Here is a 19,831-nt window from a genome sequence, read left to right as displayed (position 1 = left end):
TCGCCTACCCGGCCTCTGCCCACGTGTCCGCAAGGCCACAAGGCTCGCTACATGCTCGACGGGCGCCGCTTGGAGGCCAAGGGTGGCCACTTCATCGAATGCCGTTGCAGCCGAACGACGAAGCATCCGTCGTTCGACCTGGCGTGGGCCAGTTGGCACAAGCAGCACGGCCTGCATCCCATTGCCGTCGTTGCGGATGAGGCGCGTCCAAACAACGTGGTGCAGATTCCGCTGTTCGCTGGATCGAGGGGATAGCTGTGGCGCAGATCCTGCACTTCACCGATCTTCAACGGATCTGCGCCCCTGACGGCCCGCCCCCCACACCGGCAACGGTGGAGCGGTGGGCGGGGGATCAAGGGATTCTGTATAAGTACGACCGTCGCGGACGCATCTGGACTACTACCGATGCGGTCAACGTCGCCTTGGGCCTGCCGGCAGCACCGGCACAGGCCCCCGAAATGACACTGCTGGACCTGGTTTGATGACACGCGGTAGGAAAAGGAAGTTCAACCCGGAGATCCCTGGTCACATCGACCAGGGATCGCTGCCGCGCGGCCTGTATTGGGAGGATGGCCGTTGGTATGTGCTGGATCCCCATCCCGAGGGTGTCGGTCGGATCAAGACCACGGTGGCCAACGGGAAGGCCAGGCTGTCGGACCTTCACGCCATCATTGAAGGCCGCGGCGGTGGCAGCGTGCGCGGCTCGCTCGATCACCTGACGGAGATCTTCAAGAAGGCGAGCGAGTACCTCGACCTCTCTGCCAAGTCGCAGCAGGGGTACGACTACTGCGCCGCGAAAGCCTGCGGTTATCTACTGCGCGACGGCCGCAGGCTTGGCCAGCAGCGCGTGGAGCATCTTTCGGTACCGGTGCTACAGCGCGTTGTCGAAACGATGGCCACAGGTCGGCCGGCCATCGGCAAGCTGCCGGCGATCATCCCGACGCCGGCGGCAGCCAATCGCGTGGCCAGTTACCTGCGGCGGCTGTTCGCCTGGGGCATCCGCCACGGCCACTGCGCTGCGAACCCCGCTGACGGCATTCGCAAGGTTCGGGAGAAGCGCGATGCGCGCATGCCTGACCATGATTCGTTTGAGGCCGTGCTGCGCTATGCCCGCGCGTGCGCCGCGCTCAAGGCCCACACCGCCGGCAGCTGCCCGCCCTACCTTCCTGCCGTCATGGTGCTGGCGTATGCCGTGCGCCTGCGCGGCATCGAGGTGGACACGCTCACCGACGCCAACGTTCTGCGCGAAGGTATACGCAGCAATCGCCGCAAGGGTTCCCGCGACAACGTCACGAAGTGGACGAAGGAACTGCGTGACGCCGTCAGATGGCTGCAGGCGTACAGGCAAGAGCGGATGGACGCCCATGGCCGGCCCACGCCGATCAACCCGGAACAGCGGCGCCTGATCGTCACAGAGTCGGGAACACCCCTGAGCAAGTCCGCCCTGGACAGCGCCTGGCAGCGGTTGATCCGACGTGCCATGGCCGAGGGGATCATCGACAGGGAGAGCCGCTTCGCGCTTCACGGCCTGAAACATCGAGGCATCACCGATAGCGAGGACAAGGCATCCGGTGGCCACGTGACCGAGGCAATGCGGCAGCTATACGACCACTCTGTGCCGGTGGTTAAAGCAGCCGTGAAACCAAAGAAAGACCGTTAATTTTCCCGGCAATTTTCCCGGTAGAAGCAAAAAGGCCAGCGCAGTGCGCTGGCCTTCTTCGTTAAAACCCTTTAATTCAAGGCGTTTCGGCGATCTCTTGTGGTGCCGCTTATCCGAATCGAACGGATGACCTACTGTTTACAAGACAGTTGCTCTACCAACTGAGCTAAAGCGGCATGGGGTGAAACGCCGACGGCAGCGCCGTGGTTTGGGAATTCTAGCGCAGTCGCGTGCATTCCAGCGACCGTTGCTGCGCGGCGCCGCTGCGCTGCTGCGCCTGGGCCGGTTCGGCCGCAGCCGCCAGCTGCCCTTCCAGCCACCATTGGCCGGCATCGCCACTGGCGACCAGCCGCGGCTGGAAGCCGGCGGCCTGCACCGCGGCCATGCGCCGTTCGGCGCCCTCGCGGTTGCGGTACTGGCCCAGCGCAATGGCGTTGGTCTCGTCGCCCTGGCTGATGATGTAGTAGTCGCTGAGGCCGGCGGCGACGATGCGCTTGACCGTGGCCTGCGCGTCATCGCGGCTGGCGGCGGCGGGCAGCAGCACGCGGTAACGGGCGCTGCCGCTGGCGGCGGGCTGCTCGCGCAGGCGTACCTGGCTCAGCAGGTTGCCGGCACGGCCTTGTGCGGCGGTGGCGGCGGCACGGTCGGCGAACGGCCCCAGTGCCAGGCAGCGCGGCGGTGCAGCCGGGGCTACGGGTTTCTCGGCCACCGGTGCCGGCGCTGGCTTGGCGATGGCGGTGACCGGCTCAGGCGCCTTCACCGGTTCGGCTGGCTTGCTGGATGCTGTTGGCGTCGCCGCTGCTGGTGCGGGCGCAGCGGCCACCGCGGTAGCCGGCGCGGCCTCACGCTCCACCAGTGCTTCCGTAGGTGCCGCCGCCGAGGCCTGCGCGGCCACGGCCGCATCGGTCCCGCCGGGCAGCCAGCGCAGTTCGGCCACGCCGGTCGGGTGCGCCGGCAACGGCGCACGCGCCGGTTCATCGCGCAGCAGCCACCAGGTGGCAACACCAAGATTGAGGATCGCCAGCACGACGATCAAGGCACGGGTCAGCATGCGCCGATACTAGCCTGCGGGCTGGTGCACCGCCCAGCGGGCGAGGCCATCCAGCACCAGCGAGGGGTGGTAATCGGCGCCGTCCAGCAGCGGCATCAGCGCGGGCGCGCCACCGCCATGCACCAGCAGCGACGGCATCACGCCCAGCAGCGCCTGTGCCTGGCGGGCACTGCGTTCGACCAATGCGACGGCGGCACCATCGCAACCCGACGCCAACGCATCAGCGGTGTCGTTGGCGAATTCGCTGTAGTCACCACCGCTGGCCGGCAGCTGCACCGCGCGCGCGTGCAGCGCTTCGCGCATGGTGGTCGGCGAGGCGGAAATGCGTCCACCGTGATGCTGACCATCGGCATCAAGCAGGTCGATGGTCAGGGCGGTGCCGACACCGACCACCAGCACCGGCCGTTGCGCCTTGGCGGCGGCCAGCAGGGCCAGGAAACGGTCGACACCGAATTTTTCCGGCTTGGCGTAGGCAATGCGTACGCCTGCACACTGGGCGCTGGTGCGCACCACATGCACGTGCTCGAAGCGGCGCTGCAGCTGATCCAGCATGGCGCTGGTCAGCGACGGCGCGGCGACGCTGGCGACAAACGCGGTTTCACCACTGGGCAGGCTGTGCGGCGGTTGCCCGGCCATGCCTTCGGCGCCATGCGCCCAGGCCTGTACGTCGCCGGCGCGGTCGCCATGCAAGGGGGCAAACTTGAAACGCGAATTGCCCAGGTCGAACAACCAGTCGCTCATGCTTTTCTCACACTGACTTCGCCGGCATGCAGCAGGCGCTCGCGGCCATCGATGTCAACGCGCAGCGCGCCATCGTCGGCCAGGCCGAGCGCGGTACCGTGCTGCCACTGTCCATCCAGCTGCACGCGCACTTCGCGACCGGCCAGCATGTCGAACGCGGCGTAGCGCGGCAGGAACGGTGCCAGCCCTTCGCGGTCGAATTCTTCCAGCGCCGGCAGCAGGCGCGCCAGCACCGCGGCCACCACCGTGTTGCGATCCACCGATGCACCGGCCAGCGTGTCCAGGTCCACCCAGGGCTGGGTGATCTGTTCGGCGAAGGCCGGCGGCATGTGTACGTTGATGCCGATACCGATCACTGCGCGCGCCGGGCCGGCGTACTCGCCACCGCCCTCGGCCAGCAGGCCGACCAGCTTGCGGCCATCCACCAGCACATCGTTCGGCCATTTCAGCTGTGCCTGCGCATAGCCCAGGTCGTGCAGCGCTTCGGCCACGGCGACGCCGGCGACCAGGCTCAGGCCGGCCAGTCGGCCCAGGCCACCCTCGAACAGACGCAGCACCGACAGGTACACATGCGCGGCCAACGGCGAGGCCCAGGTGCGGCCACGACGGCCACGGCCACCGGTCTGGCGCTCGGCCAGCAGGACGCTGACACCGCGCTGGGGCGCGCTGCAGCGCAGCAATTCGGCGTTGGTGGAGTCCACCGTCCAGGCCACCTGCAGGTCGTGCAGCAGCGCGGCGGCGTCTTTGGGCAGGCCGGCGCGGATGGTCTTGGCCTCCAGCAGGTCTACCGGCCGGGTCAGCCCGTAGCCCTCGCCTGCGCGCCCTTCCACCTCGACGCCGGCGGCCCTAAGCCCTTGAATACGCTTCCAAATGGCGGCCCGGGTCTGGCCCAGCTCACGGGCCAGGGCGTCGCCGGACAGGCGACCGGCAGCGAGTTTGGCCAGCAGTTGGCGATCGTCCACGGCAGCTTCCACAAGGTCAGAACGGAATTATGCGGGAAAGCCGCCAGCGACGCCCGCCAGGCCCGGTTCCGGCGGGCTTCCAATCTGGCGCCGGGTTCGGGCTAGAATCGAGAGCTCACCTTCCCTTAACGTGGATGTCGTCAATGCGCCGTTATGCCCATTGCCTGATCCTGCTGACGATGCCCTTCGCGGCGTCTGCCACAGCAGCGCTTGATGACAGCCGTGGCGCCTGCGTCTACTCGGCGAGCGATGCGGCCTCGCAGCGCACACCGACCACGGCGCCTGCCGCAGCCGCAGCCAAGCCGGCACCGGTACGCCCATCGGCCACGACCAGCAGCGGCGGCGGCGGTGACGACGATGTACTGCAGCGCATCCGCGCGCCGAAGTGGCACAGCTACCTGCCGGGTATGTTCCGCTGATCAAGTCGTTGCTGCAGTGGCTGCGGCCCGCGCCGCGGCCGATCGAAGACGCACACTGGAACGATGCCTGCCACCGCGCAGCGTGGTTGCGCGGCCTGGACGACGAACGGCGTACACGCCTGCGCGCATTGACCACGCGCTTCCTGCATGAGAAGACCATTTCCCCGATCGGCGAACTGCAACTGCAGCCATCGGACGGTGTGCTGCTGGCTGCACTATGTTGCCTGCCGCTGCTGGAGTTCGGCGAGGTCGGGCTGGAGGGCTGGTCGCAGCTGATCGTCTACCCCGATGCGTTCCGCGTGCATCGCAGCCACATGGATGCCGCCGGCGTACTGCACGAGTGGGATGACGAGTTGATCGGCGAATCGTGGGACAGCGGTCCGTTGATTCTGTCGTGGGCCGATGTGCAGGCCGACCTGGCGGCACCGCATGAGGGCTACTGCGTGGCCGTGCATGAGATGGTGCACAAGCTGGATGGGCTGGACGGTGCGATGGACGGCACGCCGCCGCTGCCGCGTGCGTGGCAACGCGAGTGGGCTGCGGACTTCCAGAAATCGTACGACGCGTTCTGCGCGCAGGTGGATGCAGGCGTGGAAACGCTGATCGATCCGTACGCGGCGGAAGCACCGGAAGAGTTTTTTGCGGTGGCCAGCGAGTACCACTTCTCTGCGCCGGACCTGCTGGCCGAAGCGTTGCCGAAGGTGGCTGCGCATCTCAAGCGGTTCTACGGCGAGCCGCCGAAGATCGAAATACGGTAGCGCCGGCCGCTGGCCGGCAACCTGACGATGCCACCGAAGATCATGAGGTTGCCGGCCAGCGGCCGGCACTACCGATTGCGAAGGCTTACGGCCCTGGCGGCAGCTGCACTTCGAAACGGGCGCCACCCAGTTCACTGGAACGGGACACCTGCAGCTCGCCGCGGTAGTCCTTGATCAGGTCCTGCACGATCGACAGACCGATGCCGTGGCCCTGTACGCGCTCGTCGCCACGCACGCCACGCTGCAGCACCTTGCCGATGTCTTCCGGGGCGATGCCCGGGCCATCGTCATCCACCGCCAGCAGCAGGCCGGCGCGACGCGCATTCGGCGCGGGCAGCGGCTGCGCGGTCAGCAGCACGCGGCGCTTGGCCCACTTGAACGCGTTTTCCAGCAGGTTGCCCAGCAGCTCCTGCAGATCGCCCGGTTCGCCGTGGAAGCGCGCGGCGGGGTCGATGTCGAATTCGCACAGCACGCCCTTCGACGCATAAACCTTCTCCAGGCCGCGCACGATTTCCTCGGCGTTGGATTCGATCGGCAGCGGTGCCGAGAACAGCTTGTGGCCCGACGAGGCCGCGCGTGCCAGCTGGTAGGACACTAGGTTGTTCATGCGCTGCAGCTGCACGTCCAGTTCTTCGCGCAGTGCGCCATCACCAGCACCGCTGTCCATCTGCGTGCGCAGCACCGCGATCGGTGTCTTCAGGCTGTGCGCCAGGTCGGCCAGGGTATTGCGCTGGCGCTCGAGATTCTCACGCTCGCCCTCGATGAAGGCATTGATGCTGTCGGTCAACGGCTCCAGCTCGCGCGGGTGGCGCTCGCTCATGCGCTCGGTCTCGCCGCGCTGGACCTTGGTCAGCTCGGTGATCACGCGCCGCAACGGACGCAGGCTCCACTGCAGGATGACCGTCTGCAGCAGCAGCAGGATCAGGCCGATGCCGCCCAGGTAGAACCAGACCCGGCTGCGGAACACGCGCAGCTGTGCACCCAGCGCGCGCGAGTCTTCCATCACGTAGATGGTGTACGGGAATTCGGTGGCCGGGTCGGCGTCGGCATCCCACACCAGGCCCAGACCGTAGCGGTACACCGAGCCCTGGCTGCCGTCGATCTGGATCATCGGCAGCGGTCCCTCGAACACTTCCTGGCGCGGGGCCAGCAGGCCGCCGCCGACGGTGGGCAGCATCGGGCCTTCGGCGGACATTGAATTGCCCTTGCCGTCGGGCATCACCACCTGCAGGTACAGGCCGCTGCCGGGCACGTCGAAACGCGGATCCGGCGGCTGCTCACGGATGTACAGCGAGCGGTCGCGGGTGAAATCGATGCCGGCCGCGTAGGAGGTGGCGTAGTTCTTCAGGCGCTCACGCAGGTTCGCCTTCGCCGTGTCGGCGAAGGCGGCATCGAGCGCGTAACCGGCCAGGGCCAGGAACGCGACCAGACCCACGGACGCGGCGAACATCTGGCGCGCCTGCAGAGAGCGCGGCCGCCAGCGTCGGAAGAACCACAGACGGCCGGACATCGTTTATCGCCTGCTGAAGGCTCAGCCCTCGTTGCGTGGAATCGCGAAACGGTAGCCACGACCGCGCACGGTCTCGATCGGCTTCAGTTCGCCATCCGGGTCCAGCTTCTTGCGCAGGCGGCCAATGAACACTTCCAGCACGTTCGAGTCACGATCGAAGTCCTGCTGGTAGATATGCTCGGTGAGGTCGGCCTTGGAGACCAGTTCACCGGCATGCATCATCAGGTACTCCAGCACCTTGTACTCGTAGCTGGTGAGGTCGACATTGCTGCCGGCCACGCTGACGGTCTGCGCTGCCAGATCCAGGGCAACCGGACCGCATTCCAGGGTCGGCTTGCTCCAGCCTGCGGCGCGGCGCAGCAGCGCGTTGACGCGGGCCAGCAGCTCTTCCACATGGAACGGCTTGACCAAGTAATCGTCGGCGCCCTGCTTCAGGCCCTCGACCTTGTCCTGCCAGCTCGAACGCGCGGTCAGGATCAGCACCGGGAACTTCTTGCCTTCGTCGCGCAGGGCCTTGATCAGCTCCATGCCCGACATCTTGGGCAGGCCAAGGTCGATGATGCCGACGTCGAACGGGACTTCGCGGCCCATGTACAGGCCTTCTTCGCCGTCCTGCGCTGCATCGACGGCAAAACCTTCGCGCTTGAGCCGGGCTGCCAGGGTCTCACGCAGCGGGGCTTCGTCTTCGACCAGAAGGATACGCATGAACTCTCCCTAGTGTGCTGGGTGCGGCCCGGAGGCCTGTGGGTACGGGTTGATAGCGACAACTATCCCTGTTCAGGGGTTATCGCCGCGTAGTGATGACATATCCGACCGCGGCGTGCGCGGTTGTGAACGTGCCGGGGCGGGGTCGTCCATGTAGCGGACCCGACCGCGGTCGTCCATGTATTTGACCCGGTTGATGTCACGACCATCGAACGGCACCCGCTCGGCGCCCAGGATGTGGCCACCGGTGGTGCGCTGTACGCGGCGCACGGCATCGGACAGCGAGCGCTCGTTGTTGGCCGCACGACCACCGCGCTCCATCATTTCAGCGCGCCCCTGCTCCCGCTGCGGGTCCTGCGCCAGCGCCGAAGACAGCGGGGCAGCCGCCAGGACCACACAGGTGGCCAGGGCAAAACAGCGGTGGAAGGGAGCGGAAGACATCGATGCGATCCTAGCCGAGCACGGCGATTTGTTCAAAAGTCGTAAATTCGGGCACCGGAATGGAACCCGGCGTTTTACAAATCTTTTGCAAATTCTTGGTTTCGGGCAGTGAATCCGGTCTGAACTTTTCGGGATGCTCCGTCGTGTCGTTCAGCTAAGTGAACATTCGGAACGAATCCGCTCCGCTTGTCAAGTCAGGAATGTGACGACGGTCACGCTGCAGCGCGATCAGCGCCACGATCGGTCACTTCCAGCGCCTGCTCGATCAGGGCCCAGCCGGCGCCCGGGCGGTGTGCGCCCTCGCTCAGCACCTGGCGGAATGCGCGACCACCGGGCTGGCCGTGGAACAGGCCGAGGATGTGGCGGGTGATGTGCTTCAGGGCCAGGCCCTCGCCCAGACGGGCGTCGATGTACGGACGCAGGGCGCGCAGCAGTTCAGCACGCGGTCGCAGCGGCGCGCCACTGTGCAGGGCCTCCAGCTGATGCAGCAGGTAGGGGTCGTGGTAGGCCGCGCGGCCAAGCATCACGCCATCGACGTGCGCGGTCTGCGCCTGCACCGCCTCGACGCTGGCCAGGCCGCCATTGAGCACCACCGGCAGCGCCGGGCGCTCCTGCTTCAGGCGATACGCCCAGTCGTACTTCAGCGGCGGAACCTCGCGGTTCTCCTTCGGCGACAGGCCCTTCAGCCAGGCATTGCGGGCGTGCACCACCACCATCGCGGCACCGGCCTCGACCTGGCGGTCGACGAAGCTGGCGAATACGTCGTAGTTGTCGTCCTCGTCCACGCCCAGGCGGCATTTCACCGTCACCGGGATGTCCACCGCCTCGACCATGGCCGATACGCACTCGGCCACCAGCACCGGCTCGCGCATCAGGCAGGCGCCGAAACGCCCCGCCTGCACGCGGTCGGACGGGCAGCCGCAGTTGAGGTTGACCTCGTCGTAGCCCCACTCCGCGGCGATGCGCGCGGCCTGTGCCAGCAGGGCCGGATCGCTGCCACCCAGCTGCAGCGCCAGCGGTTGTTCGCTGGCATCGAAACCGAGCAGGCGCTGGCGATCGCCGTGGATCACCGCGTTGGCGTGCACCATTTCGGTGTACAGCCGCGCACCCGGCGCCAGCAGGCGATGGAACACCCGGCAATGGCGGTCGGTCCAGTCCATCATGGGGGCAACGGACAGGCGCAGGGAATCAGCGTAACGGGCGGTGGCGGACGTCATCGGGCGGTTGATCGTGGAGACTGGCATTGCCAGTGAGATCAATAGTTTACACCGGGTGGATGAATGGTGGCCGGGGCGCCACACCATCAAATACGAATGAGAAGTGATATCATTTGCGCGCCGCATAACGATGTGCGGCCATGGATGTCCCAAGCAAACGGAACATGTAATGCAGCAACGCACCTATATCGAACTGGTCCTGGAGCTGTTCGCCTTCATCAGCCTGTGCATGGCGATGACGACCTCCGGCATCCCGGTGGTGGTTTTTGGTCTCTCGACCATCCTGCTCACGGTATGGATCCCCTTCCAACGGCGCGGGATCCATCGCTTCACCCGCGCCGTTTCGATTGCGCTGGTCATTGCGGCAGTAGCCAGGATCGTCATTCATTTCCTACCCAATCCATCCATCTAGGAATCCAATTCGATGAGGCTGTTCCGCTACGCCACTGCTGTGGCGTTGCTGCTCTGTGCGCAGGGAGCGCACGCGCAGTTGAAGCACATACAAGACATCCCGTGCGAAGGTTGTTCATACGCTCAGATGCAGGCAGCCGCGCTGTCGGACGTCGACGTCGGCGGTGCTCTGGTAACCAGCATTTCCACGGGAGAAATACGGAAGTTCGTCATCCTGTGGGATCGCAGGATCCAGGAGCTGCCTATCGAGCAGGACCTGGAAGACTACTTCGTAGCACTGGTCCGCTTCTGGCACGCGAATGGACGCAGCCTTGAAATGAACTACGACCTTGCGTCGAACACGTGGAGGCTCCCCCAGCAGGCGATGGGGACTGCACGCGTGCGACGGGCACTGGCGGCCCCCACTGCAGACAGACCCGTTCCGGCAACCGTGTACGAAGCACTGCAGAGCCCGGCCAGAATGAACAACGCGATCGAGCAATTGAATGCCTCCTGGCTCGCCCGCGGGTACGCGGCGCACATGACGTTCATCAACTCGGTCAGGGGAAAGAACATCTCGCTGACCGCGGGCCGCCCGGTGACCACCCTGAACTTCGCCGATGGCTCGAAGATCAAGGCCGCCTACGACATCGAGATGAAGAGCTGGGCGGCGATCCCCGGCACCGGCAGCGACGTTCACGGCAACCCGGTTCCAGAGACGAAAGAGGACGTTGCCAAGGACGGCAGGCCGGTGGTGTACGAGTTCCCCGGTGGCATCACCAGTGACGCCTATATGGACTTCAGTCGCTACCTCTTCGATCTGGGCGTGCGCCCCAACATCGGGCCGGGCGACAACCAGATGATCTGCACGAGCGAGGTAATGGACGCCGACATGCGGGTAGAGGTCAGGTGCATGGGGCGAAGGCACTGATGCAACAGCACGGGTGACCGCCGCTGCGGTCACCCGGGTGCGCCCTGTTGAATCAGCGGCAGACGCAGGTGGATGTCACCGGCGCCTGCCAAAGCGCTTATGGTCCCGCCTTTTCCGATAGTAGGTGACGGCCGGTGAGTACGAACTCAGTGACCACCACCGCGCCCCCCTACCTGCTCGACCAAGGTCTGGCTGGCGGCATTGAGGCCCACCACGGTCACCTGCGCACCATGCGCGGCCAGCTTTTCCTGCGCGCGTTCCAGCGCGGCCACGGCAGTCAGGTCCCACAGGTGGGCATCGCGCAGGTCGATCTGCACCTTCGGCGCCACGTGCTGGTAATCGAACGCTGCGCCCAGCTGCCCGGCCGAGGCAAAGAACACCTGGCCGCGCACGCGGTAGACCTGTGCATCACCCGCCTCCTCGCGCTGCACATCCAGCATGTGGCCGACCTTGCGGGCGAAGAACAGCGCCGACAACAGCACGCCGCTCAGCACGCCCTTGGCCAGATCATGGGTGGCCACGGTGACCACAACGGTCAGCAGCATCACGGCTGAGGAACTGCGGGGATGCGTGCGCAGGTCGCGCAGCGAGCGCCAGCTGAAGGTGCCGATGCTGACCATGATCATCACCGCCACCAGTGCGGCCATCGGAATCTGCCGCACCAGGTCGCTGCCGTACACCACCAGCACCAGCAGCAGTACGCCGGCCACCAGGCAGGACAGGCGCCCGCGGCCACCGGAGGTCACGTTGATGACCGACTGGCCGATCATCGCGCAGCCGGCCATGCCTCCGAGGAAACCGGTCACCGTGTTGGCCAGGCCCTGGCCGACGCATTCGCGGTTGCGTTCGCTGGGCGTCTCGGTGATGTCCTCGACGATCTGCAGGGTCATCATCGATTCGAGCAGGCCGACCACCGCCAGCGTCGCCGACACCGGCAGCAGGATGCGCAGGGTGTCCCACGTCAACGGCACGTCGGGAATGAAGAAGTGCGGCAGGCTGTCGGGCAGCTGCCCCATGTCGCCCACCGTGCGCACGTCGATGCCGAATCCGATCACTACAGCGGTGAGCACGGCGATCGCCACCAGCGGCGACGGCACGGCGCGGGTGAGGCGTGGCAGCAGGTAGATGATCGCCAGCGCTGCCGCGCACACCACGTACACCGCGGGCCCACGGCCGAGCAGTTCCGGCATCTGCGCCAGGAAGATCAGTATGGCCAGTGCGTTGACGAAGCCGGTGATGACCGAACGCGAGACGAAGCGCATCAACGAGCCGAGTTTGAACATGCCGGCCACTACCTGCAGCAGGCCGGCCAGGATGCTGGCGGCGAACAGGTACTGCAGGCCGTGATCACGAACGAGATCGACCATCACCAGCGCCATCGCGCCGGTGGCGGCGGAGATCATGCCCGGCCGGCCGCCGGCGATGGCGGTGATCACGGCGATGGAGAACGCGGCATACAGGCCGACTTTGGGGTCGACGCCAGCGATCAGCGAGAACGCGATGGCTTCAGGAATCAGCGCCAGGGCAACAACGGCACCGGACAGCAGATCACCACGGAGGTTGCCGAGCCATTGCTGGCGCAGGGGATAGGACGTTTGCATGGAAAAGCTCCGCGCACACGCGGGCGGGGCCACGTGGCGCTGCAGTGGAAAAACACGGGTTCCTGAGCCGGATGGGCCGGCTGCCGATGGGCGGCAAGGGTCAGGGTGGCGTGATCACTGCAGTGCGTCGTCGGGGAGCGTGGGAGGGGCGGAGTTTACTGCAGCCGATGACCCGGAGGTAGGCCAGACTGCGTGAAAGGCAGTGGCGCATGGCTCCGCTCTACAATGCTGCATGGTCACGGCCCCGCCCCGCTTCTTCGATCCACGCACCGAACAAGGCGTGCTGCGCCTGTCCATCGCCGGTTCGCTGCTGTTGGCTGCAGCGGCGGTGGTGTTCGGCCTGCTGGCCAATTCTTCGCTGATCATCTTCGACGGCATCTACGGCCTGATCGACGTGGTGATGACCTGGTTGTCGCTGCTGGTCGCGCGGCTGATCGCCCTGTCCACGCAGACCGATGCCGTGCAGTCGCGGCTCAACCAGCGCTTCACCATGGGCTTCTGGCACCTGGAACCGATCGTGCTGGGGGTCAGTGGCACGTTGATGATCGGTGCGGCGTTGTACGCGCTGGTCAATGCGGTCGATGCGCTGATGTCGGGCGGGCGCCAGATCGCGCTTGGCCCCGCGATCATCTTCGCCGCACTGTCGATCGTGGCCGAGAGCGCGCTGGCCTGGTTCGTGCTGCGTGCGAACCGGCGCATCGGCTCGGAGTTCATCGCGCTGGACGCGAAGAACTGGGTGATCGCCGCGAGCATGTCGGCCTGCTACCTGGCTGCCTTCCTCGGCGGTGTGCTGGTCCACGGCACGTCATGGGCGTGGGTCGGACCGTACATCGATCCGGCCATCCTGGCGTTCGTCTGCGTGCTGGTGATGATCGCGCCGCTGGGCACTGTGCGGCGCGCACTGGCCGGCATCCTGCTGGTCACGCCGCCGGAACTGCAGGCGCATGTGGATGCGGTGGCGCGGGCGATCGTTGCAAAGCACGGCTTCGTCGAACACCGCAGCTACGTGGCCCAGGTCGGCCGTGGCGAACAGATCGAGCTGTTCTTCGTGGTGCGCGAGGACGACCCGCCGCGGCCCCTGCTGGAGTGGGATCACCTGCGCGACGAGATCGGTGATGCGCTCGGCGAATCATCGCCGGACCGCTGGCTGACCATCATGTTCACCACTGACCGGGAATGGACGATCTAGGCCCACAGGACGTTCAATCAAGTTTTTCAGACGTGTTGTAACCCAACGTGTGCAGAATCCGGGCAAAGTAGGCTCCAACGCACTACCCACCCACTGACCAGGAGCATCCCGATGTCCATCGAAAAGGTTCTGTACACCGCCCAGGCCACCTCCACCGGCGGCCGTGAAGGCCGTTCCGTGTCCTCCGACAACGTGCTGGACATCCAGCTGTCGACCCCGCGCGAGCTGGGCGGCGCTGGCGGCCCGGGCACCAATCCGGAGCAGCTGTTCGCTGCGGGCTATTCGGCCTGCTTCCTCGGCGCGCTGAAGTTCGTCGCCGGCCAGGCCAAGGTCGCACTGCCGGCCGACACCACCGTGACCGGCAAGGTTGGCATCGGCCAGATCCCGACCGGTTTCGGCATCGAAGCCGAGCTGACCATCACCGTGCCGGGCGTGCCGCGCGAGCAGGTGGAAGAGCTGGTGCAGAAAGCGCACATCGTCTGCCCGTACTCCAATGCCACCCGCGGCAACATCGACGTGACGCTGATCGTTGCCTGATGCGGTGATGCCGGCCAGCGGCCGGCACTACCCGCGCGCGGGGCAAAAAAATGGGCGGATGCCGGTCGAAACCGGGCATCCGCCCATCCCACCTTCGTTGTCCCGCAAGGGGGCATGAGGTTGCCGGCCAGCGGCCGGCGCTACCGGGTCACTTCTCGCTCGTAATGAGCTGCACGACGCTGGAGAAATCCAGCTTGCCGCGGCCGGCCTGGTGATTCATCGAGTAGAGGTTGCGGGCCACTTCACCCAGCGGGATCGAGGCGCCGACGCTCATCGCCGCTTCCACCGCCAGGCCCATGTCCTTCAGCATCAGGTCGCTGCCGAAACCGCCGCTGTAGCCGCGCGACGCCGGTGCGTTTTCCAGCACGCCCGGCCACGGGTTGCACACTTCAGTGGCCCAGCTGCGGCCGGTGCTGACCGCCATCATCTGCGACAGCACCTTCGGGTCCAGACCGTGCGCCACGCCAAGCGCGATGGCTTCGCCGGTGACCGCCATGATCACGCCCAGCGCCATGTTGTTGCACAGCTTGGCGACCTGGCCGGCGCCGCTGGCACCCACATGGAAGATGTTCCTGCCCATCGCCTGCAGCACGGGGCGGGCGCGTTCCAGCGCGTCCTCTTCACCGCCGACGATGAAGGTCAGCGTGCCGGCCTGTGCGCCGGCAGTACCGCCGGACACCGGTGCGTCGATCATCTGCAGGCCACGTGCGGCGGCCGCTTCGGAAACCTTGCGCGCGCTGGCCGGAGCGATCGTGCTGCAGTCGATGACCAGCGCACCGGCGGGAATCGCAGCAAGGATGCCGTCGTCGCCCAGGTACACGCCTTCGACGTGGCGGCTGGCCGGCAGCATCGAGATCACCACCTCGGCGTCGGCCAGGGTCTCGCGTGCCGACGGCGCGGCGCTGGCGCCTGCATCGACGGCGGCCTGTACAGCGGCCGGCACCAGATCGAACACGCGCACGGTGTGGCCGTTCTTGACCAGATTGGCGGCCATCGGGCCACCCATGTTGCCCAACCCAATGAATGCAATGCGGCTCATGCCAGGCTCCTTTCAACGACAGGGGTGCCCAGGTCGGCCAGCGGATGCGCGGCATCGGCCCAGGGAGAAGCGAAGAACGTATCGGCCCATGCGCGGCTGGCATCGGCCAGCGTGGCCGGGTTCCACGATGGAGTGCGGTCCTTGTCGATCAGCAGCGCGCGGATGCCTTCGGCAAAATCGCCATGCGCAGCACAATGCAGGGCCGTGATGTATTCCAGCCGGTACACGCTGGCCAGGTCCTGGCCGGTGCTGCGGCGCTGCAGTTCGAAGGCCAGCCGTGCTGAACCCGGCGCACCGGCGGCCAGCGTCTTCTGTGCGGCCTGCAGCCAGGCATCATCGGTCTGCAGGGTGCTGATGCGTTCGACGATGGCGGCGAGATCATCGCCTTCGCACAGCGCATCGACCTGCGCGGCATTGGCCAGCAGCGGGCCGGTAGCCGCGTCGCTGGCGAACGACAGCAGCAGCTGCGACAGGCGCTCGTGGTTGCGTGCGGCATCGGCCGACCACGCGACCTGCAGCAGCGCATCGAACACCGCGCTGCGGCGTTCCTCGGCCACGTGCACGTCGGCCAGACCGGCATAGATCGCATCGCCGGGGTTGAGCAGCGCGCCGGTCAGAGCCAGGAACAGGCCGCCGTTGCCCGGTACGCGCGGCAGCAGCCAGCTGCCACCCACGTCAGGGAACAGACCGACAGTGATTTCCGGGAAGGCCAGCTTGGAACGCTCGCTGACCACGCGATGGCTGGCGCCGGACATCAGGCCGATGCCGCCGCCCATCACGATGCCATGGCCCCAGCACAGGATCGGCTTGGCGTAGGTATGGATCAGGTAGTCGACGCGGTACTCGACGTCGAAGAACTCGGCGGCGTAGTCGTTCTCGCGGATGTCCGTGCGGCCGGCCTCGCGGTAGGCCAGCATGCTCTGGTACAGGCTGTGCAGATCACCGCCGGCACAGAATGCCTTTTCGCCCGCGCCCTGCAGCACCACCAGCGCGATGCCGTCGTCGTCGGCCCAGGCGTTGAGCTGCTTCAGCAGCAGGTGCGCCATCGGCAACGAGAAGCCATTGAGCGTGCGTGGTGCGTTGAGCGTGGCGATGCCGATGCGCGTGCCGTTGCCAGCGGCGCGTTCTTCGAACAGTACCGGTGCTTCGGCAGCGTTCGTGTCGACCGCAGTCATGCGTTCTTCCACTGCGCGGCGCGCTTTTCAAGGAAGGCACTTACGCCCTCGACCTGATCGGCGGTGTCGAACAGATCGACGAAGGCCTCGCGCTCGGCCACCAGTGCCGAGGCATGGGTGCCCGTACGGGTGGACTGCACCAGGGTCTTGCAGGCGGCGATGCTGGTCGGACTCTGCTTGCCAGCCTTCTTCGCCCATTCCAGTGCCAGTGCCTTGGATTCGCCCTTGCCGACCTTTTCTTCGGCAAGACCAATCCGCACCGCGGTCTCGGCGTTGATGCGCTCGCCGAGCAGGATCATGCGCTTGGCCCAGCCCTCGCCGACCAGGCGCGGCAGGTTCTGGGTGCCACCGGCGCACGGCAGCAGGCCAACGGTGGCCTCCGGCAGCGCGACCTGGGCATGGTCTTCGATGATGCGCAGGTCGCAGGCCAGCGCGCATTCCAGGCCGCCGCCCATGGCGTAGCCGTTGATCGCAGCGATCGACACGCCACGGAACGCGGACAGCGCCTCGAAGGCTTCACCGAAGCGGCGCGCCGCTTCGCGTGCGGCCGCCTTGTCGCCGGAGGCGAACTGGTTGAGGTCGGCACCGGCGGAGAAGAACTTCTCGCCGTCCCCGGTGATCACCAGCGCGTAGATCTCGCGGTCTGCGTTGAGCGCGCCCACCAGGTCGCGCAGCGCCGACAGGCTGTGCACGGTCCAGGTATGCGCCGGCGGGTTGTTCAGGGTGACCACGGCGGTGTGGCCATCGGCCTCGACCTTCAGGCCCACGTGCTCCTGGGTACGCCAATCCTTCATCGCAGTTCCTCTTCGGTATTGAGCAGGTGACGGGCAACGATCACCCGCATGATCTCGTTGGTGCCTTCCAGGATCTGGTGCACGCGGCTGTCGCGCAGCAGGCGCTCGATCGGATATTCGCGGATGTAGCCGTAGCCACCGTGGATCTGCAGGGCTTCGTTGCAGATGTTGAAGCCGGCATCGGTGGCGAAACGCTTGGCCATCGCGCACCACACGTTGGCATCGCTGGCACCGGCATCGAGCTTGCGGGCGGCGGTATGCACCATCTGCCGCGCCGCGACCAGTTCGATGGCCATGTCGGCCAGCTTGAACTGCAGTGCCTGGAACTCGGACAACGCCTTGCCGAACTGGCGGCGCTCGCCCATGTAACGGCGTGCTGCATCCAGCGCACCCTGCGCAGCACCCAGCGAGCAGGCGGCGATGTTGATGCGGCCGCCATCGAGCCCCTTCATCGCCAGCTTGAAGCCGCCACCCTCCTCTCCCAGAAGGTGGCTGACCGGTACGCGGACGTTTTCGAAGGTGATGCCGCGGGTGGGCTGGCTGTTCCAGCCCATCTTCTCTTCCTTGCGGCCGTAGCTGATGCCCGGCAGGTCGGCTGGCACGGCGATCGCGCTGACCCCGCCTGCACCAGCACCGCCGGTGCGTGCCATCACCACCAGCAGCTCGGTGGCACCGGCGCCGGAAATGAAGGCCTTGGAGCCATTCAACACATAGAAATCGCCATCGCGCACGGCGCTGGTCTTCAGCGAGGCCGCATCCGAACCGGCACCCGGCTCGGTCAGGCAGTACGAGGCCAGCTTGCTGCCCGACGACAGGTCATTGCCCCATGCATCGCGCAGGGCCGGCTGGCCCCACTTGGACACCATCCACGACGCCATGTTGTGGATGCTGATGTAGGCCGCGGTCGACGGATCGACGTTGGCGAGCTCCTCGATGACGACGGCGGCGTCCAGTCGGCTCAGGCCGCTGCCGCCCACTTCCGGGTCCATGTACAGACCGCAGAAGCCCAGTTCACCGGCCTTGGCGATCGCCTCGCGCGGAAAGATGCCCTCCGCATCCCATCGCGCGGCGTGCGGCGCCAGTTCGGCCTGTGCGAAGTCGCGCGCCGCTTCGCGGTACGCCTGCTGCGCTTCTTCCTGTTCCGTCGTCATCGAGTGGCTCATGGCTGCTCCCTGCTGTTACTTCAGGCTGATCGTGGTGTTGACGCCGTGGCTCAGCGTCTCGTCGTCGAACCAGCGCGCGGTGACGGTCTTGGTCTGCGTGTAGAACAGCACCACCTGCTTGCCGTACGGACCCAGGTCGCCCAGCTTGGAAGCGCGCGAACCGGTGAACGAGAACAGCGGCACCGGCACCGGGATCGGCACGTTGATGCCGACCTGGCCGACGTCGATGTCTTCCTGGAACCGGCGTGCGGCTGCACCGCTCTGGGTGAACAGCGCGGTGCCGTTGCCGTTCGGGTTGCTGTTGACCATGGCGATGGCCTCATCCAGCGTTTCCGCTTCCAGGATGACCAGCACCGGCCCGAAGATTTCTTCCTGGTAGATGCGCATGTCGGTGGTGACACCGGCAAAGATGGTCGGGCCGACGAAGTTGCCCTTCTCGAACCCATCCACCTGCGGCTTGCGGCCATCCAGCACCAGCTTGGCGCCCTGCTCCACGCCCGAAGCGATCAGGCCTTCGACACGCTCACGGGCGCTGCAGGAAATGACCGGACCGACGTCAGTACCGGCCACGGTGCCGCCGCTGACCTTCAGGGTCTTGGCTTTCTCGACCAGGTCCTGCACCCAACCGCGCGCTTCACCGACCAGCACCAGGGTGGAGGCAGCCATGCAGCGCTGGCCTGCCGCACCGAAGGCAGCGCCGACCATCGCGTTGAGGGTCTGCTCCTTGTTGGCGTCCGGCAGCACCACGGCGTGGTTCTTGGCGCCCATCATGCACTGCACGCGCTTGCCGGCCAGCGAGGCGCGGTTGTACACGTGGGTGCCGACGCGGGTGGAACCGACGAACGACACGGCCTTGATGTCCGGGTGGTCGCAGATGGCGTTGACCACTTCCTCGCCACCGTGGACGACGTTCAGCACGCCCTTCGGAATGCCGGCTTCCAGCGCAAGCTCGACCAGGCGCATGGTGACCATCGGGTCCTGCTCGGACGGCTTGAGGATGAAGGTGTTGCCGGTGGCAATGGCCATCGGGAACATCCACAGCGGGATCATCGCCGGGAAGTTGAACGGGGTGATGCCTGCGCACACGCCCAGCGGCTGCATGATGCTGTAGGTGTCGACGCCATTGGCCACGTTGTTGGCCAGCTCGCCCAGCTGCAGATTGCCGATGGCGGCCGCATGCTCGACCACTTCCAGGCCGCGGAACACATCGCCTTCGGCGTCCGGCAGGGTCTTGCCCTGTTCGGCGGTGAGGATGTGCGCCAGCTCGCTCATGTTCTCGCGGATCAGCTGCTGGTACTTCAGGAAGATGCGCGCGCGGGTGCCGATCGGGGTCTTGCGCCAGGTCTTGAAGGCTTCCTTGGCGGCAGCCACGGCGGCGTCGACTTCACCCGTGGTGGCGAACGGCACCTGGGCCAGCACGTCCTGGGTAGCCGGATTGATCACGTCCTGCCAGTGGGAAGTGGCCGATTCAACGAACTGGCCATCGATCAGCATGCGGATACGGGGCGCTGCAACAGTCATGACGACAATCCACGGGGTGCGAAAGAT

Annotated in this window: 22 protein-coding genes and 1 tRNA gene; 9 read left to right on the top strand and 14 right to left on the bottom strand. The window is 66.3% G+C overall.

Annotated features, from left to right (window positions below):
* Positions 1-51: 51 nt before the first annotated feature.
* Genes GIW57_RS04920 through GIW57_RS04910 form a run of 3 tightly spaced genes read left to right on the top strand, consistent with a single transcriptional unit; the run spans position 52 to position 1,660 of the window.
* Positions 52-255 carry a hypothetical protein gene (locus GIW57_RS04920; protein WP_236509314.1) on the top strand — a complete coding sequence of 68 codons (204 nt, stop codon included), beginning with the start codon at positions 52-54 and terminating at the stop codon, positions 253-255.
* A 2-nt stretch (positions 256-257) separates the two neighbouring features.
* Positions 258-482 (top strand): hypothetical protein, encoded by a 225-nt coding sequence (locus GIW57_RS04915; RefSeq protein WP_236509313.1) that lies wholly within the window; start codon positions 258-260, stop codon positions 480-482.
* The gene (locus GIW57_RS04910) at positions 482-1,660 is read left to right on the top strand and encodes an integrase (protein ID WP_236509312.1); all 1,179 of its coding nucleotides are present in this window, start codon (positions 482-484) and stop codon (positions 1,658-1,660) included. Before GIW57_RS04915 ends, GIW57_RS04910 begins: the two co-directional genes overlap by 1 nt.
* A gap of 100 nt (positions 1,661-1,760) precedes the next feature.
* On the opposite strand, the gene GIW57_RS04905 is transcribed toward GIW57_RS04910, so the two are convergent.
* The 4 genes from GIW57_RS04905 to birA form a co-directional block, all read right to left on the bottom strand.
* Positions 1,761-1,836, bottom strand: a tRNA-Thr gene (locus GIW57_RS04905).
* Between the two features lie 41 nt (positions 1,837-1,877).
* Positions 1,878-2,711 carry an SPOR domain-containing protein gene (locus GIW57_RS04900; RefSeq protein WP_236509311.1) on the bottom strand — a complete coding sequence of 278 codons (834 nt, stop codon included), beginning with the start codon at positions 2,709-2,711 and terminating at the stop codon, positions 1,878-1,880.
* A 9-nt stretch (positions 2,712-2,720) separates the two neighbouring features.
* Entirely contained in the window at positions 2,721-3,452 is a 732-nt protein-coding gene (locus tag GIW57_RS04895; RefSeq protein WP_089241444.1) for a type III pantothenate kinase, read from the bottom strand.
* Entirely contained in the window at positions 3,449-4,414 is a 966-nt protein-coding gene (gene birA / locus GIW57_RS04890; RefSeq protein WP_089242004.1) for a bifunctional biotin--[acetyl-CoA-carboxylase] ligase/biotin operon repressor BirA, read from the bottom strand. Before birA ends, GIW57_RS04895 begins: the two co-directional genes overlap by 4 nt.
* A gap of 143 nt (positions 4,415-4,557) precedes the next feature.
* Between birA and GIW57_RS04885 the strand changes: the two genes are divergently transcribed.
* A complete protein-coding gene (locus GIW57_RS04885) occupies positions 4,558-4,833 on the top strand; it encodes a hypothetical protein (RefSeq protein WP_100461907.1) in 276 nt (91 codons plus the stop codon).
* Positions 4,800-5,591, top strand: a complete 792-nt coding sequence (locus GIW57_RS04880) for a M90 family metallopeptidase (RefSeq protein ID WP_236509310.1) — start codon at positions 4,800-4,802, stop codon at positions 5,589-5,591. The genes GIW57_RS04885 and GIW57_RS04880 overlap by 34 nt, the downstream gene beginning before the upstream one ends.
* A gap of 85 nt (positions 5,592-5,676) precedes the next feature.
* On the opposite strand, the gene GIW57_RS04875 is transcribed toward GIW57_RS04880, so the two are convergent.
* The 4 genes from GIW57_RS04875 to dusA all read right to left on the bottom strand — a co-directional run bounded on the left by GIW57_RS04875 (position 5,677) and on the right by dusA (position 9,491).
* A complete protein-coding gene (locus GIW57_RS04875; protein WP_089241450.1) occupies positions 5,677-7,101 on the bottom strand; it encodes a sensor histidine kinase in 1,425 nt (474 codons plus the stop codon).
* A gap of 21 nt (positions 7,102-7,122) precedes the next feature.
* Positions 7,123-7,806, bottom strand: a complete 684-nt coding sequence (locus GIW57_RS04870) for a response regulator transcription factor (protein WP_004136763.1) — start codon at positions 7,804-7,806, stop codon at positions 7,123-7,125.
* Between the two features lie 72 nt (positions 7,807-7,878).
* The gene (locus GIW57_RS04865) at positions 7,879-8,247 is read right to left on the bottom strand and encodes a hypothetical protein (protein ID WP_089241452.1); all 369 of its coding nucleotides are present in this window, start codon (positions 8,245-8,247) and stop codon (positions 7,879-7,881) included.
* A 212-nt stretch (positions 8,248-8,459) separates the two neighbouring features.
* Entirely contained in the window at positions 8,460-9,491 is a 1,032-nt protein-coding gene (gene dusA, locus GIW57_RS04860; protein WP_236509309.1) for a tRNA dihydrouridine(20/20a) synthase DusA, read from the bottom strand.
* Positions 9,492-9,633: 142 nt separating this feature from the next.
* Between dusA and GIW57_RS04855 the strand changes: the two genes are divergently transcribed.
* Positions 9,634-9,876 carry a hypothetical protein gene (locus tag GIW57_RS04855; protein ID WP_100461905.1) on the top strand — a complete coding sequence of 81 codons (243 nt, stop codon included), beginning with the start codon at positions 9,634-9,636 and terminating at the stop codon, positions 9,874-9,876.
* 12 nt (positions 9,877-9,888) lie between these two features.
* Complete coding sequence (locus tag GIW57_RS04850; protein WP_100461904.1) at positions 9,889-10,785, top strand: hypothetical protein; 897 nt, start codon at positions 9,889-9,891, stop codon at positions 10,783-10,785.
* A 146-nt stretch (positions 10,786-10,931) separates the two neighbouring features.
* On the opposite strand, the gene GIW57_RS04845 is transcribed toward GIW57_RS04850, so the two are convergent.
* Positions 10,932-12,386 (bottom strand): SulP family inorganic anion transporter, encoded by a 1,455-nt coding sequence (locus GIW57_RS04845; protein ID WP_100461903.1) that lies wholly within the window; start codon positions 12,384-12,386, stop codon positions 10,932-10,934.
* 232 nt (positions 12,387-12,618) lie between these two features.
* On the opposite strand from GIW57_RS04845, the gene GIW57_RS04840 reads away from it, so the two are divergent.
* Positions 12,619-13,575 carry a cation transporter gene (locus tag GIW57_RS04840; RefSeq protein ID WP_236509308.1) on the top strand — a complete coding sequence of 319 codons (957 nt, stop codon included), beginning with the start codon at positions 12,619-12,621 and terminating at the stop codon, positions 13,573-13,575.
* Between the two features lie 111 nt (positions 13,576-13,686).
* Positions 13,687-14,112, top strand: a complete 426-nt coding sequence (locus GIW57_RS04835) for an organic hydroperoxide resistance protein (RefSeq protein ID WP_100461901.1) — start codon at positions 13,687-13,689, stop codon at positions 14,110-14,112.
* A 148-nt stretch (positions 14,113-14,260) separates the two neighbouring features.
* Here the strand turns inward: GIW57_RS04835 and mmsB are convergent, their stop codons facing one another.
* Genes mmsB through GIW57_RS04810 form a run of 5 tightly spaced genes read right to left on the bottom strand, consistent with a single transcriptional unit; the run spans position 14,261 to position 19,804 of the window.
* Complete coding sequence (mmsB, locus tag GIW57_RS04830) at positions 14,261-15,151, bottom strand: 3-hydroxyisobutyrate dehydrogenase (protein ID WP_100461898.1); 891 nt, start codon at positions 15,149-15,151, stop codon at positions 14,261-14,263.
* A complete protein-coding gene (locus GIW57_RS04825; RefSeq protein WP_236509307.1) occupies positions 15,148-16,326 on the bottom strand; it encodes an enoyl-CoA hydratase/isomerase family protein in 1,179 nt (392 codons plus the stop codon). Before GIW57_RS04825 ends, mmsB begins: the two co-directional genes overlap by 4 nt.
* Positions 16,323-17,120, bottom strand: a complete 798-nt coding sequence (locus tag GIW57_RS04820) for an enoyl-CoA hydratase (protein ID WP_205405734.1) — start codon at positions 17,118-17,120, stop codon at positions 16,323-16,325. Before GIW57_RS04820 ends, GIW57_RS04825 begins: the two co-directional genes overlap by 4 nt.
* Positions 17,117-18,283 (bottom strand): acyl-CoA dehydrogenase family protein, encoded by a 1,167-nt coding sequence (locus GIW57_RS04815; protein ID WP_100554432.1) that lies wholly within the window; start codon positions 18,281-18,283, stop codon positions 17,117-17,119. Before GIW57_RS04815 ends, GIW57_RS04820 begins: the two co-directional genes overlap by 4 nt.
* A gap of 15 nt (positions 18,284-18,298) precedes the next feature.
* Positions 18,299-19,804 carry a CoA-acylating methylmalonate-semialdehyde dehydrogenase gene (locus tag GIW57_RS04810; protein WP_205405730.1) on the bottom strand — a complete coding sequence of 502 codons (1,506 nt, stop codon included), beginning with the start codon at positions 19,802-19,804 and terminating at the stop codon, positions 18,299-18,301.
* Positions 19,805-19,831 lie beyond the last annotated feature (27 nt).

Origin of the sequence: Stenotrophomonas sp. PA-6-5C (assembly GCF_021605635.1) — a bacterium.
Taxonomy (GTDB): Bacteria; Pseudomonadota; Gammaproteobacteria; order Xanthomonadales; family Xanthomonadaceae; genus Stenotrophomonas; species Stenotrophomonas lactitubi.
This window is presented reverse-complemented; position numbering and strand designations above follow the sequence as displayed.

Coding starts and splice junctions, on each gene's coding strand:
- dusA (WP_236509309.1), bottom strand. CDS start 9,491: ATGCCAGTCTCCACGATCAACCGCCCGATGACGTCCGCCACCGCCCGT.
- GIW57_RS04895 (WP_089241444.1), bottom strand. CDS start 3,452: ATGAGCGACTGGTTGTTCGACCTGGGCAATTCGCGTTTCAAGTTTGCC.
- GIW57_RS04810 (WP_205405730.1), bottom strand. CDS start 19,804: ATGACTGTTGCAGCGCCCCGTATCCGCATGCTGATCGATGGCCAGTTC.
- mmsB (WP_100461898.1), bottom strand. CDS start 15,151: ATGAGCCGCATTGCATTCATTGGGTTGGGCAACATGGGTGGCCCGATG.
- GIW57_RS04825 (WP_236509307.1), bottom strand. CDS start 16,326: ATGACTGCGGTCGACACGAACGCTGCCGAAGCACCGGTACTGTTCGAA.
- GIW57_RS04850 (WP_100461904.1), top strand. CDS start 9,889: ATGAGGCTGTTCCGCTACGCCACTGCTGTGGCGTTGCTGCTCTGTGCG.
- GIW57_RS04835 (WP_100461901.1), top strand. CDS start 13,687: ATGTCCATCGAAAAGGTTCTGTACACCGCCCAGGCCACCTCCACCGGC.
- GIW57_RS04910 (WP_236509312.1), top strand. CDS start 482: ATGACACGCGGTAGGAAAAGGAAGTTCAACCCGGAGATCCCTGGTCAC.
- GIW57_RS04870 (WP_004136763.1), bottom strand. CDS start 7,806: ATGCGTATCCTTCTGGTCGAAGACGAAGCCCCGCTGCGTGAGACCCTG.
- GIW57_RS04845 (WP_100461903.1), bottom strand. CDS start 12,386: ATGCAAACGTCCTATCCCCTGCGCCAGCAATGGCTCGGCAACCTCCGT.
- GIW57_RS04815 (WP_100554432.1), bottom strand. CDS start 18,283: ATGAGCCACTCGATGACGACGGAACAGGAAGAAGCGCAGCAGGCGTAC.
- GIW57_RS04840 (WP_236509308.1), top strand. CDS start 12,619: ATGGTCACGGCCCCGCCCCGCTTCTTCGATCCACGCACCGAACAAGGC.
- GIW57_RS04885 (WP_100461907.1), top strand. CDS start 4,558: ATGCGCCGTTATGCCCATTGCCTGATCCTGCTGACGATGCCCTTCGCG.
- GIW57_RS04875 (WP_089241450.1), bottom strand. CDS start 7,101: ATGTCCGGCCGTCTGTGGTTCTTCCGACGCTGGCGGCCGCGCTCTCTG.
- GIW57_RS04855 (WP_100461905.1), top strand. CDS start 9,634: ATGCAGCAACGCACCTATATCGAACTGGTCCTGGAGCTGTTCGCCTTC.
- GIW57_RS04820 (WP_205405734.1), bottom strand. CDS start 17,120: ATGAAGGATTGGCGTACCCAGGAGCACGTGGGCCTGAAGGTCGAGGCC.
- GIW57_RS04865 (WP_089241452.1), bottom strand. CDS start 8,247: ATGTCTTCCGCTCCCTTCCACCGCTGTTTTGCCCTGGCCACCTGTGTG.
- GIW57_RS04900 (WP_236509311.1), bottom strand. CDS start 2,711: ATGCTGACCCGTGCCTTGATCGTCGTGCTGGCGATCCTCAATCTTGGT.
- GIW57_RS04920 (WP_236509314.1), top strand. CDS start 52: ATGCTCGACGGGCGCCGCTTGGAGGCCAAGGGTGGCCACTTCATCGAA.